The organism is Okeania sp. SIO2B3 (assembly GCF_010672525.1).
Classification (GTDB): Bacteria; Cyanobacteriota; Cyanobacteriia; order Cyanobacteriales; family Microcoleaceae; genus Okeania.
The window spans coordinates 17,039-33,058 of the sequence record NZ_JAAHGH010000033.1 but is presented as its reverse complement, the minus strand read 5'-3'; the positions used below and the strand labels follow the sequence as shown (position 1 = coordinate 33,058).

Sequence of the window (16,020 nt, the reverse complement as noted above, 5' to 3'; positions counted from 1 at the left end):
AATCAAATAATAAGCTAAAATTGTGGAGTAGAGGATTGACTTAATCCAAGAATAACGATATAATAAGTTATAAAGCGTACTTTTAAACAGACTCTGTAGGGCGGCACAACTAAAGATAGCCAGGTTGCATATAAAAGTAGCAAACATCCGTAAAGACGCACTTCATAAATTGACAACATACCTAGCCAAAAACCACGGCACTGTATCAATTGAAGTATGACAATGTCAGCGGAATGTTACGCAATCATAAACTAGCGAAAATCAGTTAGCAGATAGTGATTTTATGAGTTTAGAAGACAGCTTGGATATAAGTGCCAATGGTACGGTTCAGAGTTAGTAGTAGTTGACAGGTTTTTTCCATCATCAAAAACTTGCTCACACTGCAGTCACGTTCAAGATATGCCATTAAATGTAAGGACTTATGATTGCCCTGAATGTGGCTTGTCAATCTTCGCCAAGATTTAAACGCCAGTATCAATTTGAGAGATGCGGTCGGGCAAGACCCGTGAATGCCTGTGGATGAGTAACCGCCGACGGCCTCAGTGGAAGCAGGAAGTAAACATTAAAATGTCACTTCCCGATGACGTTTTATATCGGTTTTATGAAGCAGGTTTTAATATAGTATTCGGATAATTAGTTATTGTATGATGAGAGGAGTCAGTAAGAAGAAAGGATGAGAGTTGGAATTATCTGGGGATATTCCGGCATTTTATGTCTGCATTGAATGGAAGTAGAAAGTGCGATAACTGTATGACCGGATTTTATATAAGTGTCTAAAATATCACTTCTGACTTCTGACTTTTGACTTCTGACTTTAGTGAAACGTACTTAGTTGGCCATTTTTTCATCTTAAATATTTTCAATATTTTCAAAAAAGTCTCTGAATATAAATATCTATTGTGCTATTATAGAATACGAGAATAAATTCGGTTATAATGTTTGTTTATATTGAGAGCTACTTTCCTATCGCTATTGACAAGCTTCTCTCCGAAATCTAAATCTCTACAAAAATCTTAATTTTGGAGAATATCTATGTCAATTTATGTAGGCAACTTATCTTACGAGGTTACGCAGGATGACCTATCTGAAGTTTTTCAGGAATATGGTTCTGTCAAACGGGTTCATTTACCAACTGACCGTGAAACAGGACGCATTCGTGGTTTTGGATTTGTGGAAATGGATACTGAGGCAGAAGAAGAAGCGGCCATTGCTGCACTTGATGGTGCTGAATGGATGGATCGCGAAATAAAAGTGAACAAAGCAAAGCCACGGGAGGAAAGACCTTCCTTTGGTGGTGGTGGTCGCAGAAACAACTCTCGTCGCTACTAAATTTAATTCATTTTAATGAAAAGTTAATTATCAAGAAACAATTCAGGTAGGGGAAGCATCGGATTAACAATAACAAAGTGCAGAATTTTGAATTGAATTCTGTAATTTTTGTGTGTTTCGCAAGTCCATTGAGTACCCCCTACCAAATCTTAATTTTTGTTAGTCTTGAATGAGTGACGAGTCTTATAGTGCCGGCTCATTCATCATTTTTCCTGTCTACTAACTCATAACATCCTTATTCAAGACTTCCAATTGACAAAACGGGTATAAAAGTAAGCGATCGCCTCTCCAACAACAGTCCGCATACCTGCGCTGGACTGCCACCATCTGTTAGGATTATACCCTTTAGGCTCAAGAGCAATCACACCTACCTGAATATCTGGACTGAAAATATTTCGGTAAATCATCCAGCTACGACGAGCGTGAGGTCCTAAAGTATAGATATTGATAGAGTCTACTTTGAGATTAGAAGTTGCTAGCCATTCTTTAACCGCAATAGCAGAGGCAGCAGTGCGATACTTAACCACTTGAGGAGTAGGTATTGCAACAACTCGGTCTGGATCGACACCCAAGGCAATTAAAGTTGCGGCTGTTAGTTCGGCAAAGTTATTATATTCTGATAGATAATATCCCTTACCTATGGGCGAACCTGTGGTAATTAATTTTTGATAAGCACCTTGATAAAATTCAGCGATCGCTAATTTTACTGCATAGTCAGACATCCAACCTTCAACTATTAGTATATCCGCTTTTATGGGGGAGTTTACTGCTAAGAATGAATAAATATTAAAGCAGCAAATCGTAATTAGAAAGATAATTAATCCTAGAATTAATATCCATACCTGGATTATTAAAATTAATTGTTCCTGCCATTGTAAGAAAATGTTTTTTTGAGGCATTTAAGTGATCAACATAGATTCCATATAACACTAAATCCAGTTAATAAAATAGATTTATATTTTTTTCTATTCTTTACTATTGACTTTATATAAGTAATTTATTTGAACTGAATTTTAGGTAATATCAAAGGAAGAGGAAAGAGGAAAGAAGGCTTAAAAGCAAGAAAAAACTTAAATTTATTTGTAGATATTCACGCTAACTTTTACACAAATAATAAAGTGCGAACATGAGATAATAGATATCTCCAGAAAATAAACTTGCTATTTATTTAAAATAAGCTACTGTTGTAAAAGTAATTTACAAAATCATTTTTTGTAGTCTTTTGCCGTGAAAATCTATTCCCTGTTCCATATTTCCTATTCCCTACTATGAGCAAAAAGTATATATCTTTATTCTCCAGATGTCTAATATTGACTGTTAATAGCTCTTTCTAGTGCAGGATAGCAGAAATAACTAACCAGTTACAAAATCCTAAAAGCCTTACCAATCAAAAATGATTAACTTTTAACTTCCGCGTAGCGGCGCTAGCTATGAGCTACTTCTTCCTGTTTTTTGTGTAAATATTCAAAAACACTCTTATCTCCAATGTCTGGAGGTATTGCTTGGAATACCTTTCGCATAGCAAAAACTATAAATAGAAACGCCCAAATTCCTAATAGAAATTCTTTGACTTCAAGTAATAAAAAGTCAGCCATATGAGATAGGAGTAAAAAAGGTACTAAAGGTGTGAGAAATTTTGTTTCTAGGCGGTTAAAACAAAAAGCTTCTTTGAAATAAATACCAGTCAAGGCCGCAAAGGTAAAACCAACACCTAAAATGGTAATTGGATTGGTGTACACTACTAAGAACAGGGGTTGAGTACTATTAATTGCTAAGATTACTGTAGTAATAGTCCCTATAATCCAAAATAGTTGGAGTAGTCGGTGTAAAATGGCCATATAGATATGAATAGTGGCTAAACTTAGACCTAAAGCTAGACAAAAACAGCCATAGATAGGTGTTAGTGCTTTAATCACTGCTGGGTTGTTGCCTTGCCATAAGACTAAGGCGCTACCTAATGCAAAACTCAGGGCAGCTATCATCAGGCCACTACGGTAAATAAGGACACTAAGGCGATCGCTTTTTGTGATAGTAAATTCTCCAAAATGTCCTTGATAAACTATGGGTTCTGGAGATTGTAGTATTTGTGTCATAATTTACTCCTAAAGAAATATAGATCGACTGATTTTTTTTACTTATAGATATTTTTAATCATAAACCTGGATAAGGGGAGAACTTCATGCCAAAATCTAATCAAAAACAAAATAAAAATAAGTCTCAACCTGATACCAGAAAACTCAAACCAATTGAAATTGATGAGACTATTATATCAGGGAAAACTGGTAAGCTGAATAATGGAGAAAATATAACTATTAGTGTACCTATTGAGGATTTTTTACAACAGATCGGTGCTTTTCAAGGGATGGCAGAAGAAGATGAAGCACAACAAATTAATTTAGAAGTTTTTGAGCAAAAGTTAGAGGAAATTTTCAATACAAGTAATTTAAAAGTTAATCAAAGTAATTTAAAAAAATATTTTAAATATCTCAAGCAAAATATTGATTTTCCTTGTTTAGTGACAGGAATAGAAGAATTTGAGTGGGAAGAATATTATACTATGGGTCCAGGAAGTGAAAAAGAATATCAAAAGTTGAAGAAGAAAAAACCATCTTATACAGATGTGTTTAATCTGCTGAAATTAGACGACCGATTAAATTTAGAGTCTGGAGTTTTAGCAGAATTGGAGCGCACTACAGATAGTCAGAAATTTACATTGCCACTAGCTGAATTAGAAGCTGTTATGGAAGATTCTGAGAATGCTGAATTGTTAGAGGATTATTCTATGTGGTTTTATACTTATCTATAGAAAGAAAAAAGAAAGAAAAAAAAATTTTCGTTGCCCTAAAGCGCCAGCAATTTCAATTATTAGTTATCAGTTAGCCTCCTGCGGAGGAACTGGGCTAACAGTACCTATGCAATAAGGAGGGTTGAAATCAGGAATATTCTCTTTCTCTTGGTCGATTAGATATGGCGAGGAGACCTCGCCATCTCTCGACCGCTTTTTATCCCCTTAAAAGGGGAGGCGCATACCCAAAATTTTGCGGTATAAAGTATATATAACGTCATGTTAGGATGGGTTAGTTATATTAATTTAATTTAATTTAATATGAGGTTGCATAGAATAAAGATTTCCAGAATAATTGACTGTAGATAAAGACTGATAAATTAATGAATTTCATAATTATATGCAGGTTCACATAATATTGGTATATTCAAAATTTTAATAAATTTAGGGCTTGCTGATTAACTATCAAAGTATTGACATATAAAGGTTTCAGCCTTATTAGGGTTAAAAAAAGTGCCAGCTTTTCGCTCAAGAAAGCTCAAAAAACTAGCATTTTGTGCAAGAGTTGGGCAGAAAAATTAAGGGACAATTCTTCCAACTACATCCTCTGTAATTCCCATTCATCCTGACTCGGTCCTCCTGAGTTCCCTTCCACGGTCGGGCCCCGCGGGTGGGTTGACTCCTACCCTCACCCATAAGACTTTTGAGCGCAAACCCTATTTAGGATTACCTATAGCATGCAAATGGGGCGCGGACATTTATAAATAGTCAAAGTTAGTCAGTGATTACTTCTGACTTCTGACTTCTGTACGTCGCCAATTCGACGGATTCCCTATGCGCGTAGCGCTATAACTTCCTTGATTGAGTAGTAATTTTCTTGTTAATTTTTAATCTGAAATCTGAATAGATTTTGGTGGAGATTTTAAAGTATATATCTGAGTTTCTGTGGCGATCGCCTGTCGTAAATTCAAAGGTATTTGCAACATTCCCAACAAAGAAATACCATCCATAACTTTTAAACCACCGATAGTTTTTTCTGCTAATAAAAGGTCTACTTTTTCTGGGTTTGGTGTAGAGGAAAGTTCTTGCTGAGAAGCAACAACAAATCCTAATGGACATCCATAACTGGTAGAATAAGGCTCTACAGAATGAGCATAGTTAAACACAGTTTGTAAAGTTTTAAGTACGCGGACATGAAGGTACATTTCGGCAGGAGAAATTGAGCCTCCTTGTACAATAAAAACTCCATCAGGAGATAAAATTTGGCGAATTTTTTGAAAGTATTCCTGAGTAAATAAAGGAAAAGATGGACCAGACTCAATAGGGTCAGTTAGATCGGAAATAATCACGTCCCAAGTTTCTGAAGAAGAGTTTAAAAAATTCTGGGCATCATCAATAATTAATTCTACGCGGGGGTCTTCAAAAGAATTTTGGTGCATTTCTGGCAAATACTTTTTGCAGGCATCTACTACTTCCCCATCTATATCAACCATAACTAATTTTTCTACAGTTTTCCAGCGTAGTACTTCTCGTAATGTTGCTCCTTCTGCACCTCCAAGTACTAAGACTTTGCGTGGAGACCCATGAAAAATCATAGGTGGATGTACTAAGCATTCATGGTAGAGAAATTCTTCTCTGGTGCACGACTGCCACTTATTATCTAGTATTAAAGCTTTGCCATAAATACCTTCAACAATAAACATTTCCTGATATTTAGTTTTTTGATAAACCAGCACCCGATCAATGCCATGTTTATAAATATCCCAAGGTGTAATTTGTTCAGCGAACCATAAGTTTGTATTAAGTTTAGCTCCTGCCATTGATGTTTTTCCTCCGAATAAAATAGTTGGGGGTGGGGAGTGGGGGAGTGGGGGAGTAGGGGAGATTGAAGGCTTGAAGTAATTAGGGCTTGCTGATTAAATCTAAAAGCATTGACATATAAAGACAAGTGCCTTTTTGGGGTCGAATTGCAGTGCGCCTATTTCAGTCTAAAATGCTCATGCATGGAGCGTATTTTGGCGCATAGTTGGGCAGAAAAATCACTCTGATAATTCTTACTCCTACCTCCTCGCTCATTCCCCGTTCTTCCTGTCTTCCCCTCCACGGTCGGGGTTAGGGGTGGGTTTTTTCCTGTCTCCTACCCCTACTAAAAGGCTTTTTCAGCAAACTCTAATTATAGAATTATCAACATATATTATATAACCGGATTTTACATTAATGACAATTATTAATAGTAACATTCTTTTTTTATCCCTTTATAAAGATGAGGGTTGAGACGGGATTTTTTTGCCAACATATAAAGAGAAAAAGGATGATTTTAATTCCTCAAAACCTAACACTATATCCAAGTTTGATATATATTTTTATGCCTACCTAATTAATAAGTAAGGATCGAATTTTGAGGCATAGATAAGGAGGTATTTATGTTTCCAGATTTTTGTTTTTTTATCAAACTAAGAATGGTACATTTCAATATTTGCATCTTTGCAAAAATACTTTTTTCCAATTCCCAATTCCCAATTTCCAATTCCCTGTTCCCTGTTCCCAATTCCCTATTCACTATTCCATTTTTGAGGCATAGATAGGGAGGTATTTATGTTTCCAGATTTTTGTTTTTTTATCAAACTAAGAATGGTACATTTCAATATTTGCATATCTGTAAAAATACTTTTTTCCAATTCCCAATTCCCAATTTCCAATTCCCAATTTCCAATTCCCTGTTCCCTGTTCCCAATTTCCTATTCCATTTTTGAGGCATAGATAGGGAGGTATTTATGTTTCCAGATTTTTGTTTTTTTATCAAACTAAGAAGGGTGCATCTCAATATTTGCATATCTGCAAAAATACTTTTTTCCAATTCCCAATTCCCAATTCTATTTTTGAGGCATAGATAAGGAGGTATTTATGTTTCCAGATTTTTGTTTTTTTATCAAACTAAGAAGGGTGCATCTCAATATTTATATATCTGCAAAAATACTTTTTTCCAATTCCCAATTCCCAATTTCCAATTCCCTATTCCATTTTTGAGGCATAGATAAGAAGGTATTTATGTTTCCAGATTTTTGTTTTTTTATCAAACGAAGAAGGGTGCATCCCATATTTGCATATTTGCAAAAATACTTTTTTCCAATTCCCAATTCCCAATTTCCAATTCCCTGTTCCCTATTCCCTAAAATTGAGATGCACCCACTAAAAAAGGTTATATTTTTTCTAGTGCGGGGATTAAATATTGAGTTAAGGTAAAAGCATCTACTCCTAACTCGGTGCGTTTTTTTGCTGCTAATATTGCTGTTTGAGCGTGCCACCAAACTGCTGTTTTGACAGCTTCGAGTGGTGGAGTTTTAGTTGAAGTAATAGCTAATAAACCTCCAACTAATCCTGTTAATACATCTCCACTACCTCCTCTTGCTAATGCAGGGGTACTGTCTGGATTAATCAATATTTTTTGACTATTGGCAATAATTGTTTTTGCTCCTTTGAAAACTAAAATCAGGTTACTATTTTTAGTTACTTTTTGAGCTGCTAATATCCGATTATTGAATTGATTTTCTAGTTGGGGAAAAAGACGTTTAAATTCTCCTTGGTGGGGTGTAATAATTGTTGGTGCTTGACGTTGACTAACTAAATAATTTTTTTCTAAATTATCACAAATATTTAAAGCATCAGCATCTAGAACTATCGGACAATTTACGGATAATATTGTTTCTATTATAGATTTAGGTTCTGTTGTTAAACCAGGTCCGCAGGCGATCGCTTCAAATTTACTTAAATCTATATCTTTTGGTAATTGTTTTATTGTTCCGGTTTCTGTTTCGGGACAACCAATAATTAGTGCTTCTGGTAAGTGATTATTTAGTATGGGTTTAATTGATTTTGGTACGGCAATTGATAACATTCCGACACCTGTTGCTCTGGCACCTAATCCTGTTAAAATTGCTGCTCCGCTATAACGATGGGAACCTACGATTAATAATAAATTACCGTTTTTATATTTATAGGTTGTTGGAGAAAGAGGTAAGGGAAAATTTGCTGTGGCAGATGTTTTTGTGATTCTTTCAATAGTGGGAAATTCTCCTAAAATTGCTGTAATATCTGCTAGAGGAATATCAAAATCTATTAGTTCGGATGTACCTATATATTCTAAGGCTTGGTCTTGTAAAAATGCTTGTTTCCACAGACCTAAACAAAATGTGTGGTTAGCAGAAATTGCTGTTCCTAAAACTTCTCCTGTATCTGTATGAATTCCAGAAGGTAAGTCGATACTAAATATCTGTTTTTTCCAACTATTAATTTCATTGATTGCTTTAGCTAAATCTCCGGTAATTTCTCGTTCTAGACCAAAGCCAAATAAACCGTCTATGAGCAAGTCGCAATTTTTGAGAAGAGAAATATTATTAACAAAATCAACTCCTAAAGATTGGAGATAATTACTATGAGCATTTGTTAATTCTTTAAGTTTTTGCATCGGGCAGTAAACTATTATTTCATAACCTTGGAAATATAATTCTCTAGCTATAACCAAAGCATCTCCGCCATTATGACCAGGACCTACTAATATACCAATTTTACTAATATTAGAATTGAATAATTTTACGATTCTTCGTGTTACTAATCCAGCAACTTTTTCCATTAATGCCGCTACTGGCATTCCGGCAACAAATATTCGTTCTTCTATTTGTCGCATTTGTGCAGCAGTAACTACAAATTTTTCTTTAGTATTGTTCATTTTTACTGATCTATTATTCTAATTTAATTCTCTTCACTAGAAAAAAGTAAAGCTAAGAAAGAGGGAATAATACCATTTCTCAAAAACTTTTCTACATTTTATTGAACAGGGGAGTAGGAGAGAAGTAAAAAGTAAGAATAATTAACATTAACTGGGCTATTTTTAGCAAAAAGGTAATTATACTTGTTTTGATTAATTAATAACTAAAGTCTTACCAAAGTATAGGGTTACTTTTAGGAATTGGTATAACTGAAGTTGGAATAAAAAAAACAAAAATAATGATAGAAATAAATAGATTCTCTAATCCTATCAGCTACTTCTAAGTTAAGACATATTTTTACTGATATATTATTCTAATTTAATTCACTAGAAAAAGGAAAGTTCATTAATGGATAATGGATAATTACCTCGGGTTTTAACCGTTACGGAATTGAATATAAGGAAATATTATTTCTTGATTTTCCCCTTGTAGAGCGACAGCTCGCGGCGCAGCCAAGGGGAGGCGGAATTAGCTGAATTATTTAATTAATAATGATTAATGATTAATTATTCGGTAAGGAAGAACTGAAGTTGGAATAATAAAAAACAGAAATAATGATAGAAATATAGCAGAAGGAAAAAGCAAAAAGCAAAAAGCAACAAGGAAAAATCTGGTATTGTCTGAATTTTATTTGATATGTCAAATACAGTAATAGCGGCTGCTATAAATAGCTCATTTTAAGCTAAGACCAACTTAGATTTTATCGCATTACCAAGGTAGGTTAGGAGTAAGCATTTCCTGCGGAATGCTGCGCAAACAGCTATTAGCAGTCAGCTCTTACTGCGGAATGCTATGTAAACAGCTTTTTAATGAATGAAGCAAGCATTCGCTTAACTTTTACTACATTTTCAACTAGGGAATTGAAACACAATGATAACGAGTTTGAGTTGCTAACTTAAGGTAATGAAGCTGATAGCTGATAGCTGACTGCTGAATGCTTACGGTTAGGACATAATTTGTTTACTTAAAAGCCTTAATTGTATATGTTTTCTGTTTTCCGTTTTCTTTGACAAAAAAGTTATATATATAGTTTAAATTCTCAATAGCTTAGGTGAAAAATTTGAACTTTCTTTTTTGTAGCATTCATACATGATAATTGGTATAAGACCAATTATTACGCATTTTTGCTATATATTCCCGAATTTTTTTTGTGAATACCCTGCTATTTTAAGGGGATAAAAAGCGGTCGAGAGATGGCGAGGTCTCCTCGCCATATCTAATTGACCAAGAGAAAGAGAATATTCCAGATTTAAAGCCTCCTTATTACAGGAGGTACTGATAACTGATAACTGATAACTGATAACTGAAATTACTGACTTTTAACGACCAAAGTAAATAACCACATTAACAAACCCCGAATCTAATAAATAGCGTTGCCACTTTTCTGCTATTTCTTCTTTTTCAAAAGGTCCTATAGCTACATTTTCGGGAATTTCTGTCACCTGAATACCTTGGTTGGGAACTCCTAATAATCGCAATTTATATGTAATTAAAGCTAAATCTGTTGACTTACTAGGAATTAATAAATAATAAGATTTACTATTATTTAGTCCATAAGCAATTGAACGTTTAACTGGAGGATATACACTAGCTGCTAAAATTGCAGGTTTTACAGGTTCACCAAAAGCTTCATTTGAATCAAGTTTTTCTAGTTGGGCATTAATTCCTCTTTCTTCTAAATAATCTAATAAATCTAAAGCAAAAAATAACTGAGAAAAACTTCCTATTTGAATTACAGTATCGCCTGCAAAAGAACGCAATACTGCTCTTGGTTCGATTTTTCGCCGAATAATTCCTAACAATAATGCACTGTCTGATTCAATATAGACAACATATCGTAAATTGGGAAATGGATTTACTTCGATGGGATTAAATATTGGTTCTTGTTGCGGAATTGATGGTCTGATTATTGATGGAGGTAATGCTTCAGGATATTTTGGAAAACTGGAATTTTCTGTTATTAATGGTGTCTGTTTTTTTGTATTGCTATTGGAGCTAAAATTCTTGGTTTTGCTTTGCCTTTGATTTGTGGCTGAAATTTGAGTTTTAATTACTTTTCCCTGGGCGATAGTTTGGTGATTTATAGCTAAAAATCCTCCTAATATAATTGATAAGAATGAGATTTTTGAAATTCTGTATTCTAATATTAAAGATAATTGGTTTAGCATGGTGAGTCAGTCGAATAAATGATGATTTTTAGCAGACGATCAAACATAGTTTATTACATGGGCAAAACAAAGTGAAATTATATATAGCAATCCTAAATTATCTTTTTATTTTGGGTTTAATACCCCACCATCTACACGGTGTTGACAATTGGTTGGGGTTTGAGTCCCCATCCATTTTTTCTTTCTTCTTCCTTCTTCCCTCTTCCTTTTTAAATCGTGAAAATTTTATTGCTTGCTATTTGACATTCCCTATTTACTTTTCTCTAAAAGTCTAACGTCAAATTCATAATAAATTGCATAGAATAATATTTTAATCGGAGTTGACTTGAGATTAAGACAGACAAATTAATAAATTTGATAATTCTGTGCAGTCTCATATATAGCAGTCGAAATAAAGGTTAACAAAGATCGAGAATTTAAAACTCAGACAAAGTAATATTTTCCCTCTTCCTTCTTCCTTCTTCCTTCTTCCCTCTTCCTTTTTATTAATAAATTTGATAATTCTGTGCAGTCTCATATATAGCAGTCGAAAGAAAGGTTAACAAAGATCGAGAACTTAAAACTCAGACAAAGTAATATTTTTCCCTCTTCCCTCTTCCTTCTTCCCTCTTCCTTCTTATTAATAAATTTGATAATTCTGTGCAGTCTCATATATAGCAGTCGAAAGAAAGGTTAACAAAGATCGAGAACTTAAAACTCAGACAAAGTAATATTTTTCCCTCTTCCCTCTTCCTTCTTCCCTCTTCCCTCTTCCTTCTTATTAATAAATTTGATAATTCTATGCAGTCTCATATATAGCAGTCGAAAGAAAGGTTAACAAAGATCGAGAACTTAAAACTCAGACAAAGTAATATTTTTCCCTCTTCCCTCTTCCTTCTTCCTTCTTCACTTCTTCCTTCTTCAAAAAATCTATAATCAAGATAAATACATATAGTTTTGATTTTATAACCTCAAATTCAATGAATAAAATTATAGTCGGTCTTTCCGGTGGAGTTGATAGTTCCACAACCGCAGCAATACTACATCATCAAGGATATCAAGTCGAGGGTTTAACTCTTTGGTTAATGAAAGGAAAAGGTCAATGTTGTTCCGAGGGAATGGTCGATGCGGCTCATATTTGTGAACAGTTAGGTATTCCCCATCATATTGTGGATAGTCGCGATTTATTTCAAGCAAATATTGTTGATTATTTAGTAACAGGATACAGTGCCGGAATTACTCCACTACCTTGTTCTCAATGTAATAAAGCTGTGAAATTTGGCCCGATGTTGGCTTATGGCCGTGAAAAATTGGGTATTGACAAAATTGCCACGGGGCATTACGCGCGAATTGATTATGATTCAGAAAGCAATCGCTATCAATTAAAACGTGCTGTTGACCGTAACAAAGACCAATCTTATTTTCTGTACGATCTAACACAGGACTTATTAGCTGGTTCCGTATTTCCTCTAGGGGAAGTTGTAAAAAGTGAAACCCGACGCATTGCAGCAGAATATGGTTTGAAAACTGCTGATAAACCGGAAAGTCAGGATTTATGTCTAGTGGAAGCTAGCGGTTCGATGCGGGCATTTTTGGATAAATATATTACACCCCATCAAGGTGAAATAGTTGACCAAGAGGGGCGAGTATTAGGAAAGCATGATGGTGTCCATCATTATACAATTGGCCAAAGAAAAGGTTTAGGAGTTTCGGCCCCTCATCCTCTATATGTAATTGATTTGGACCCAGTGATGAATCGGGTAATAGTGGGCGATCGCGACAGTGCGTCAAAAATGGAGTCCACTGTGAAGCTGGTTAATTGGGTTTCTATTGTCCCACCAACTATACCTATACGAGGGGAGGTGCAAGTGAGATATCGTAGTTTACCTGTAGCAGCAAATATTATTCCTTTGGGTATTAATGAGGAGAAACCACAGGATGGTTTTCGAGTTAAGTTAATGTTTGAAGAGGCGGTTTTTGGTATAACTCCTGGGCAAGCTGCTGTTTGGTATGAGGGAGATATTTTGTTAGGTGGAGGGATAATTGAAAAGGAGGGTTAAACAATTAATAATTAATAATTAATGATTAATTATTACCTCTTCTTTTCAAGGAGAGGATTGACGCTTAAGGATTTTTTTTTCTTCTCTTGGTCGATTGGATATGGCGAGGAGACCTCGTCATCCCTCGACCGTTTTTTCTCCTTTAAAGGAGAAGCTTTAAACCTTAATTATTCGGTAAGTGTTAGTTTATAGTCGGGATTTTAGTTGATTATTGAAGTAGAAAATCCCGACTACTAAATTATCTATTAGTAGATTTATTAAATTTTGCTTTGTGAGAATTTTTTTAAGGATCAAGTAAAAGTAATTATGGATTATTCTGGGGATTTTTTGACGCTTCAAGGGAAAAATCTAGAAATAGTAAATTTTCCATCAGTCGGTTTCTCAAATTTTGGCTGGTGCAAATTTTTTCAGGGGATAAAGTCAGGGTAAGTATGAGTTCCTCTGGAAATTTTTTGATGGTTAGAGGGGAAATTTCAGGAGTAGTAGATTTTCCATCAGTGGGTTTCTCAGATTTTGCCTAACTGCCAATTTTTTCAGGAGCTAAAGTCAGAGTAAGTATGGATGAGTCTGGAAATTTTTTGATGGTTAGAGGGGAAATTTCAGGAGTAGTAGATTTTCCATCAGTGGGTTTCTCAAATTTTGCCTAACTGCCAATTTTTTCAGGAGCTAAAGTCAGAGTAAGTATGGATGAGTCTGGAAATTTTTTGATGGTTAGAGGGGAAATTTCAGGAGTAGTAGATTTTCCATCAGTGGGTTTCTCAGATTTTGCCTAACTGCCAATTTTTTCAGGAGCTAAAGTCAGAGTAAGTATGGATGAGTCTGGAAATTTTTTGATGGTTAGAGGGGAAATTTCAAGAGTAGTAGATTTTCCATAATTGGGTTTCTCGAATTTTGGTCGATTGAAATTTTTTCAGGAGCTAAAGCAAGAGTAAATATAAGTTCCTCTGAATATTTCTTGATGCTCAAAGGGGAAAATCTAGAAATAGTTAATTTTCCATCAGTGGGTTTCTCTGATTTTGCCGAAGTTCCAATTTTTTCAGGAGTTAAAGCAAGAGTAAGTATAGGTCAGTCTGAAGATTTTTTGATGGTCGGAGGGGAAATTTCAGGAGTAATAAATTTTTCATCCGTGGGTTTTTCAGATTTTGCCTAACTGCCAATTTTTTTAGGAAGTAAAGTCAGAGTAAGTATGGATGAGTCTGGAAATTTTTTGATGGTTAGAGGGGAAATTTCAGGAGTAGTAGATTTTCCATCATTGGGTTTCTCAGAAGATTTTTTGATGGTTAGAGGGTAAATTTCAGAAGTAGTAAATTTTCCATCAGTGGGTTTATCCGATTTTGACTGGTTGAAATTTTTTCAGGAAGTAAATTCAGAGTAAGTATGAGTTTCTCTAGAACTTTTTTGACAGTTAGAGGGAAAAATTCAGGAGTAGTAGATTTTCCATCATTGGGTTTCTCTGATTTTGCCTAACTGCCAATTTTTTCAGGAGCTAAAGTCAGAGTAAGTATGGATGAGTATGGAAATTTTTTGATAGTCGGAGGGGAAATTTCAGGAGTAGTAAATTTTCCATCATTGGGTTTCTCTGATTTTGCCTAACTGCCAATTTTTTCAGGAGCTAAAGTCAGAGTAAGTATGGATGAGTATGGAAATTTTTTGATAGTCGGAGGGGAAATTTCAGGAGTAGTCAATTTTCCATCATTGGGTTTATCTGATTTTGACTGGTTGAAATTTTTTCTGAAATCTAGAAATAGTCAATTTTCCATCAGTGGGTTTATCTGATTTTGCCTAACTGCCAATTTTTTCAGGAGCTAAAGTCAGAGTAAGTATGGATGAGTATGGAAATTTTTTGATAGTCGGAGGGGAAATTTCAGGAGTAGTAGATTTTCCATCATTGGGTTTCTCTGATTTTGCCTAACTGCCAATTTTTTCAGGAGCTAAAGTTAGAGTAAGTATGGATGAGTATGGAAATTTTTTGATAGTCGGAGGGGAAAATTCAGGAGTAGTAAATTTTCCATTATTGGGTTTCTCAGATTTTGCTGAACTGCCAATTTTTTTAGGGGATAAAGCAAGAATAAGTATGAGTTCCTCTATAAATTTTTTGATGGTTAGAGGGGAAAATTAAGGAGTAGTAGATTTTCCATCATTGGGTTTCTCAGATTTTGCTGAACTGCCAATTTTTTTAGGGGATAAAGCAAGAATAAGTATGAGTTCCTCTATAAATTTTTTGATGGTTAGAGGGGAAAATTAAGGAGTAGTAGATTTTCCATCATTGGGTTTCTCAGATTTTGCTGAACTGCCAATTTTTTTAGGGGATAAAGCAAGAATAAGTATGGATGAGTATGGAAATTTTTTGGTAGTCGGAGGGAAAATTTCAGGAGTAGTAGATTTTCCATCATTGGGTTTCTCTGATTTTGCCTAACTGCCAATTTTTTCAGGAGCTAAAGTCAGAGTAAGTATGGATGAGTCTGGAAATTTTTTGATGGTCGAAGGGGAAATTTCAGGAGTAGTCAATTTTCCATCAATGGGTTTCTCAGATTTTGCCGAAATGTCAATTTTTTTAGAAGGTAAAGTCAGAGTAAGTATAGGTAACTCTGAAGATTTTTTGATGGTCGAAGGGGAAATTTCAGGAGTAGTCAATTTTCCATCAATGGGTTTCTCAGATTTTGCCGAAATGTCAATTTTTTCTGAAGCTAAAGCTAGGGTAAGTATGAATGAGTCTGGAATTTTTTTGATGGTCGGAGGGAAAATTTCAGGAGTAGTAGATTTTCCATCAGTGGGTTTTTCAGATTCTGCCGAAATGTCAATTTTTTCTGAAGATAAAGCAAGACTAAGTACGAGTTTCTCTAGAAATTTTTTAATGGTCAAAGGGGAAAATCCGGAAATAGTAAATTCTCTATTGAAGTTTTCTTAGGAGGTAAAGCAAAAGTAAGTATGAG

General features: G+C 34.7%; 11 protein-coding genes and 1 pseudogene. 6 read left to right on the top strand and 6 right to left on the bottom strand.

What is annotated here, in order from left to right; genetic code table 11:
* Positions 1-109: 109 nt before the first annotated feature.
* Together F6K15_RS20620 and F6K15_RS20615 are read left to right on the top strand one after the other, a co-directional pair.
* Positions 110-509 (top strand): annotated as a pseudogene (locus F6K15_RS20620) (RNA-guided endonuclease TnpB family protein); the annotation flags it as partial.
* A 523-nt stretch (positions 510-1,032) separates the two neighbouring features.
* Positions 1,033-1,329, top strand: a complete 297-nt coding sequence (locus tag F6K15_RS20615; protein ID WP_293063750.1) for an RNA-binding protein — start codon at positions 1,033-1,035, stop codon at positions 1,327-1,329.
* Between the two features lie 239 nt (positions 1,330-1,568).
* On the opposite strand, the gene F6K15_RS20610 is transcribed toward F6K15_RS20615, so the two are convergent.
* On the bottom strand, positions 1,569-2,228 hold the full coding sequence (locus tag F6K15_RS20610) for an ElyC/SanA/YdcF family protein (protein ID WP_293063749.1): 660 nt from the start codon (positions 2,226-2,228) through the stop codon (positions 1,569-1,571).
* 525 nt (positions 2,229-2,753) lie between these two features.
* Positions 2,754-3,422, bottom strand: a complete 669-nt coding sequence (locus tag F6K15_RS20605) for a DUF2301 domain-containing membrane protein (RefSeq protein WP_293063748.1) — start codon at positions 3,420-3,422, stop codon at positions 2,754-2,756.
* Positions 3,423-3,508: 86 nt separating this feature from the next.
* Between F6K15_RS20605 and F6K15_RS20600 the strand changes: the two genes are divergently transcribed.
* Positions 3,509-4,135 (top strand): calcium-binding protein, encoded by a 627-nt coding sequence (locus tag F6K15_RS20600; RefSeq protein WP_293063746.1) that lies wholly within the window; start codon positions 3,509-3,511, stop codon positions 4,133-4,135.
* 866 nt (positions 4,136-5,001) lie between these two features.
* On the opposite strand, the gene F6K15_RS20595 is transcribed toward F6K15_RS20600, so the two are convergent.
* The 3 genes from F6K15_RS20595 to F6K15_RS20585 form a co-directional block, all read right to left on the bottom strand.
* Entirely contained in the window at positions 5,002-5,934 is a 933-nt protein-coding gene (locus F6K15_RS20595) for a spermidine synthase (protein WP_293063745.1), read from the bottom strand.
* 1,379 nt (positions 5,935-7,313) lie between these two features.
* Positions 7,314-8,840 (bottom strand): NAD(P)H-hydrate dehydratase, encoded by a 1,527-nt coding sequence (locus tag F6K15_RS20590; protein ID WP_293063743.1) that lies wholly within the window; start codon positions 8,838-8,840, stop codon positions 7,314-7,316.
* Positions 8,841-10,199: 1,359 nt separating this feature from the next.
* Positions 10,200-11,048 (bottom strand): hypothetical protein, encoded by an 849-nt coding sequence (locus tag F6K15_RS20585; protein ID WP_293063741.1) that lies wholly within the window; start codon positions 11,046-11,048, stop codon positions 10,200-10,202.
* A gap of 944 nt (positions 11,049-11,992) precedes the next feature.
* Between F6K15_RS20585 and mnmA the strand changes: the two genes are divergently transcribed.
* From mnmA to F6K15_RS20570, 3 genes are all read left to right on the top strand, one after another.
* Positions 11,993-13,087 carry a tRNA 2-thiouridine(34) synthase MnmA gene (gene mnmA / locus F6K15_RS20580; protein ID WP_293063802.1) on the top strand — a complete coding sequence of 365 codons (1,095 nt, stop codon included), beginning with the start codon at positions 11,993-11,995 and terminating at the stop codon, positions 13,085-13,087.
* 958 nt (positions 13,088-14,045) lie between these two features.
* Positions 14,046-14,237 (top strand): hypothetical protein, encoded by a 192-nt coding sequence (locus tag F6K15_RS20575; protein ID WP_293063740.1) that lies wholly within the window; start codon positions 14,046-14,048, stop codon positions 14,235-14,237.
* 1,116 nt (positions 14,238-15,353) lie between these two features.
* Positions 15,354-15,503, top strand: a complete 150-nt coding sequence (locus F6K15_RS20570; RefSeq protein WP_293063739.1) for a hypothetical protein — start codon at positions 15,354-15,356, stop codon at positions 15,501-15,503.
* Here the strand turns inward: F6K15_RS20570 and F6K15_RS20565 are convergent.
* Positions 15,500-15,949, bottom strand: coding sequence for a hypothetical protein (locus F6K15_RS20565; protein WP_293063738.1), 450 nt, complete (start codon positions 15,947-15,949; stop codon positions 15,500-15,502). The two genes, F6K15_RS20570 and F6K15_RS20565, sit on opposite strands and share 4 nt — an antisense overlap.
* Positions 15,950-16,020: the final 71 nt, after the last annotated feature.

Excerpts from the sequence above, each read along its gene's own strand:
- F6K15_RS20615 (WP_293063750.1), top strand. The coding sequence starts at position 1,033 with ATGTCAATTTATGTAGGCAACTTATCTTACGAGGTTACGCAGGATGAC.
- F6K15_RS20610 (WP_293063749.1), bottom strand. The coding sequence starts at position 2,228 with ATGCCTCAAAAAAACATTTTCTTACAATGGCAGGAACAATTAATTTTA.
- F6K15_RS20605 (WP_293063748.1), bottom strand. The coding sequence starts at position 3,422 with ATGACACAAATACTACAATCTCCAGAACCCATAGTTTATCAAGGACAT.
- F6K15_RS20600 (WP_293063746.1), top strand. The coding sequence starts at position 3,509 with ATGCCAAAATCTAATCAAAAACAAAATAAAAATAAGTCTCAACCTGAT.
- F6K15_RS20595 (WP_293063745.1), bottom strand. The coding sequence starts at position 5,934 with ATGGCAGGAGCTAAACTTAATACAAACTTATGGTTCGCTGAACAAATT.
- F6K15_RS20590 (WP_293063743.1), bottom strand. The coding sequence starts at position 8,840 with ATGAACAATACTAAAGAAAAATTTGTAGTTACTGCTGCACAAATGCGA.
- F6K15_RS20585 (WP_293063741.1), bottom strand. The coding sequence starts at position 11,048 with ATGCTAAACCAATTATCTTTAATATTAGAATACAGAATTTCAAAAATC.
- F6K15_RS20575 (WP_293063740.1), top strand. The coding sequence starts at position 14,046 with ATGCTCAAAGGGGAAAATCTAGAAATAGTTAATTTTCCATCAGTGGGT.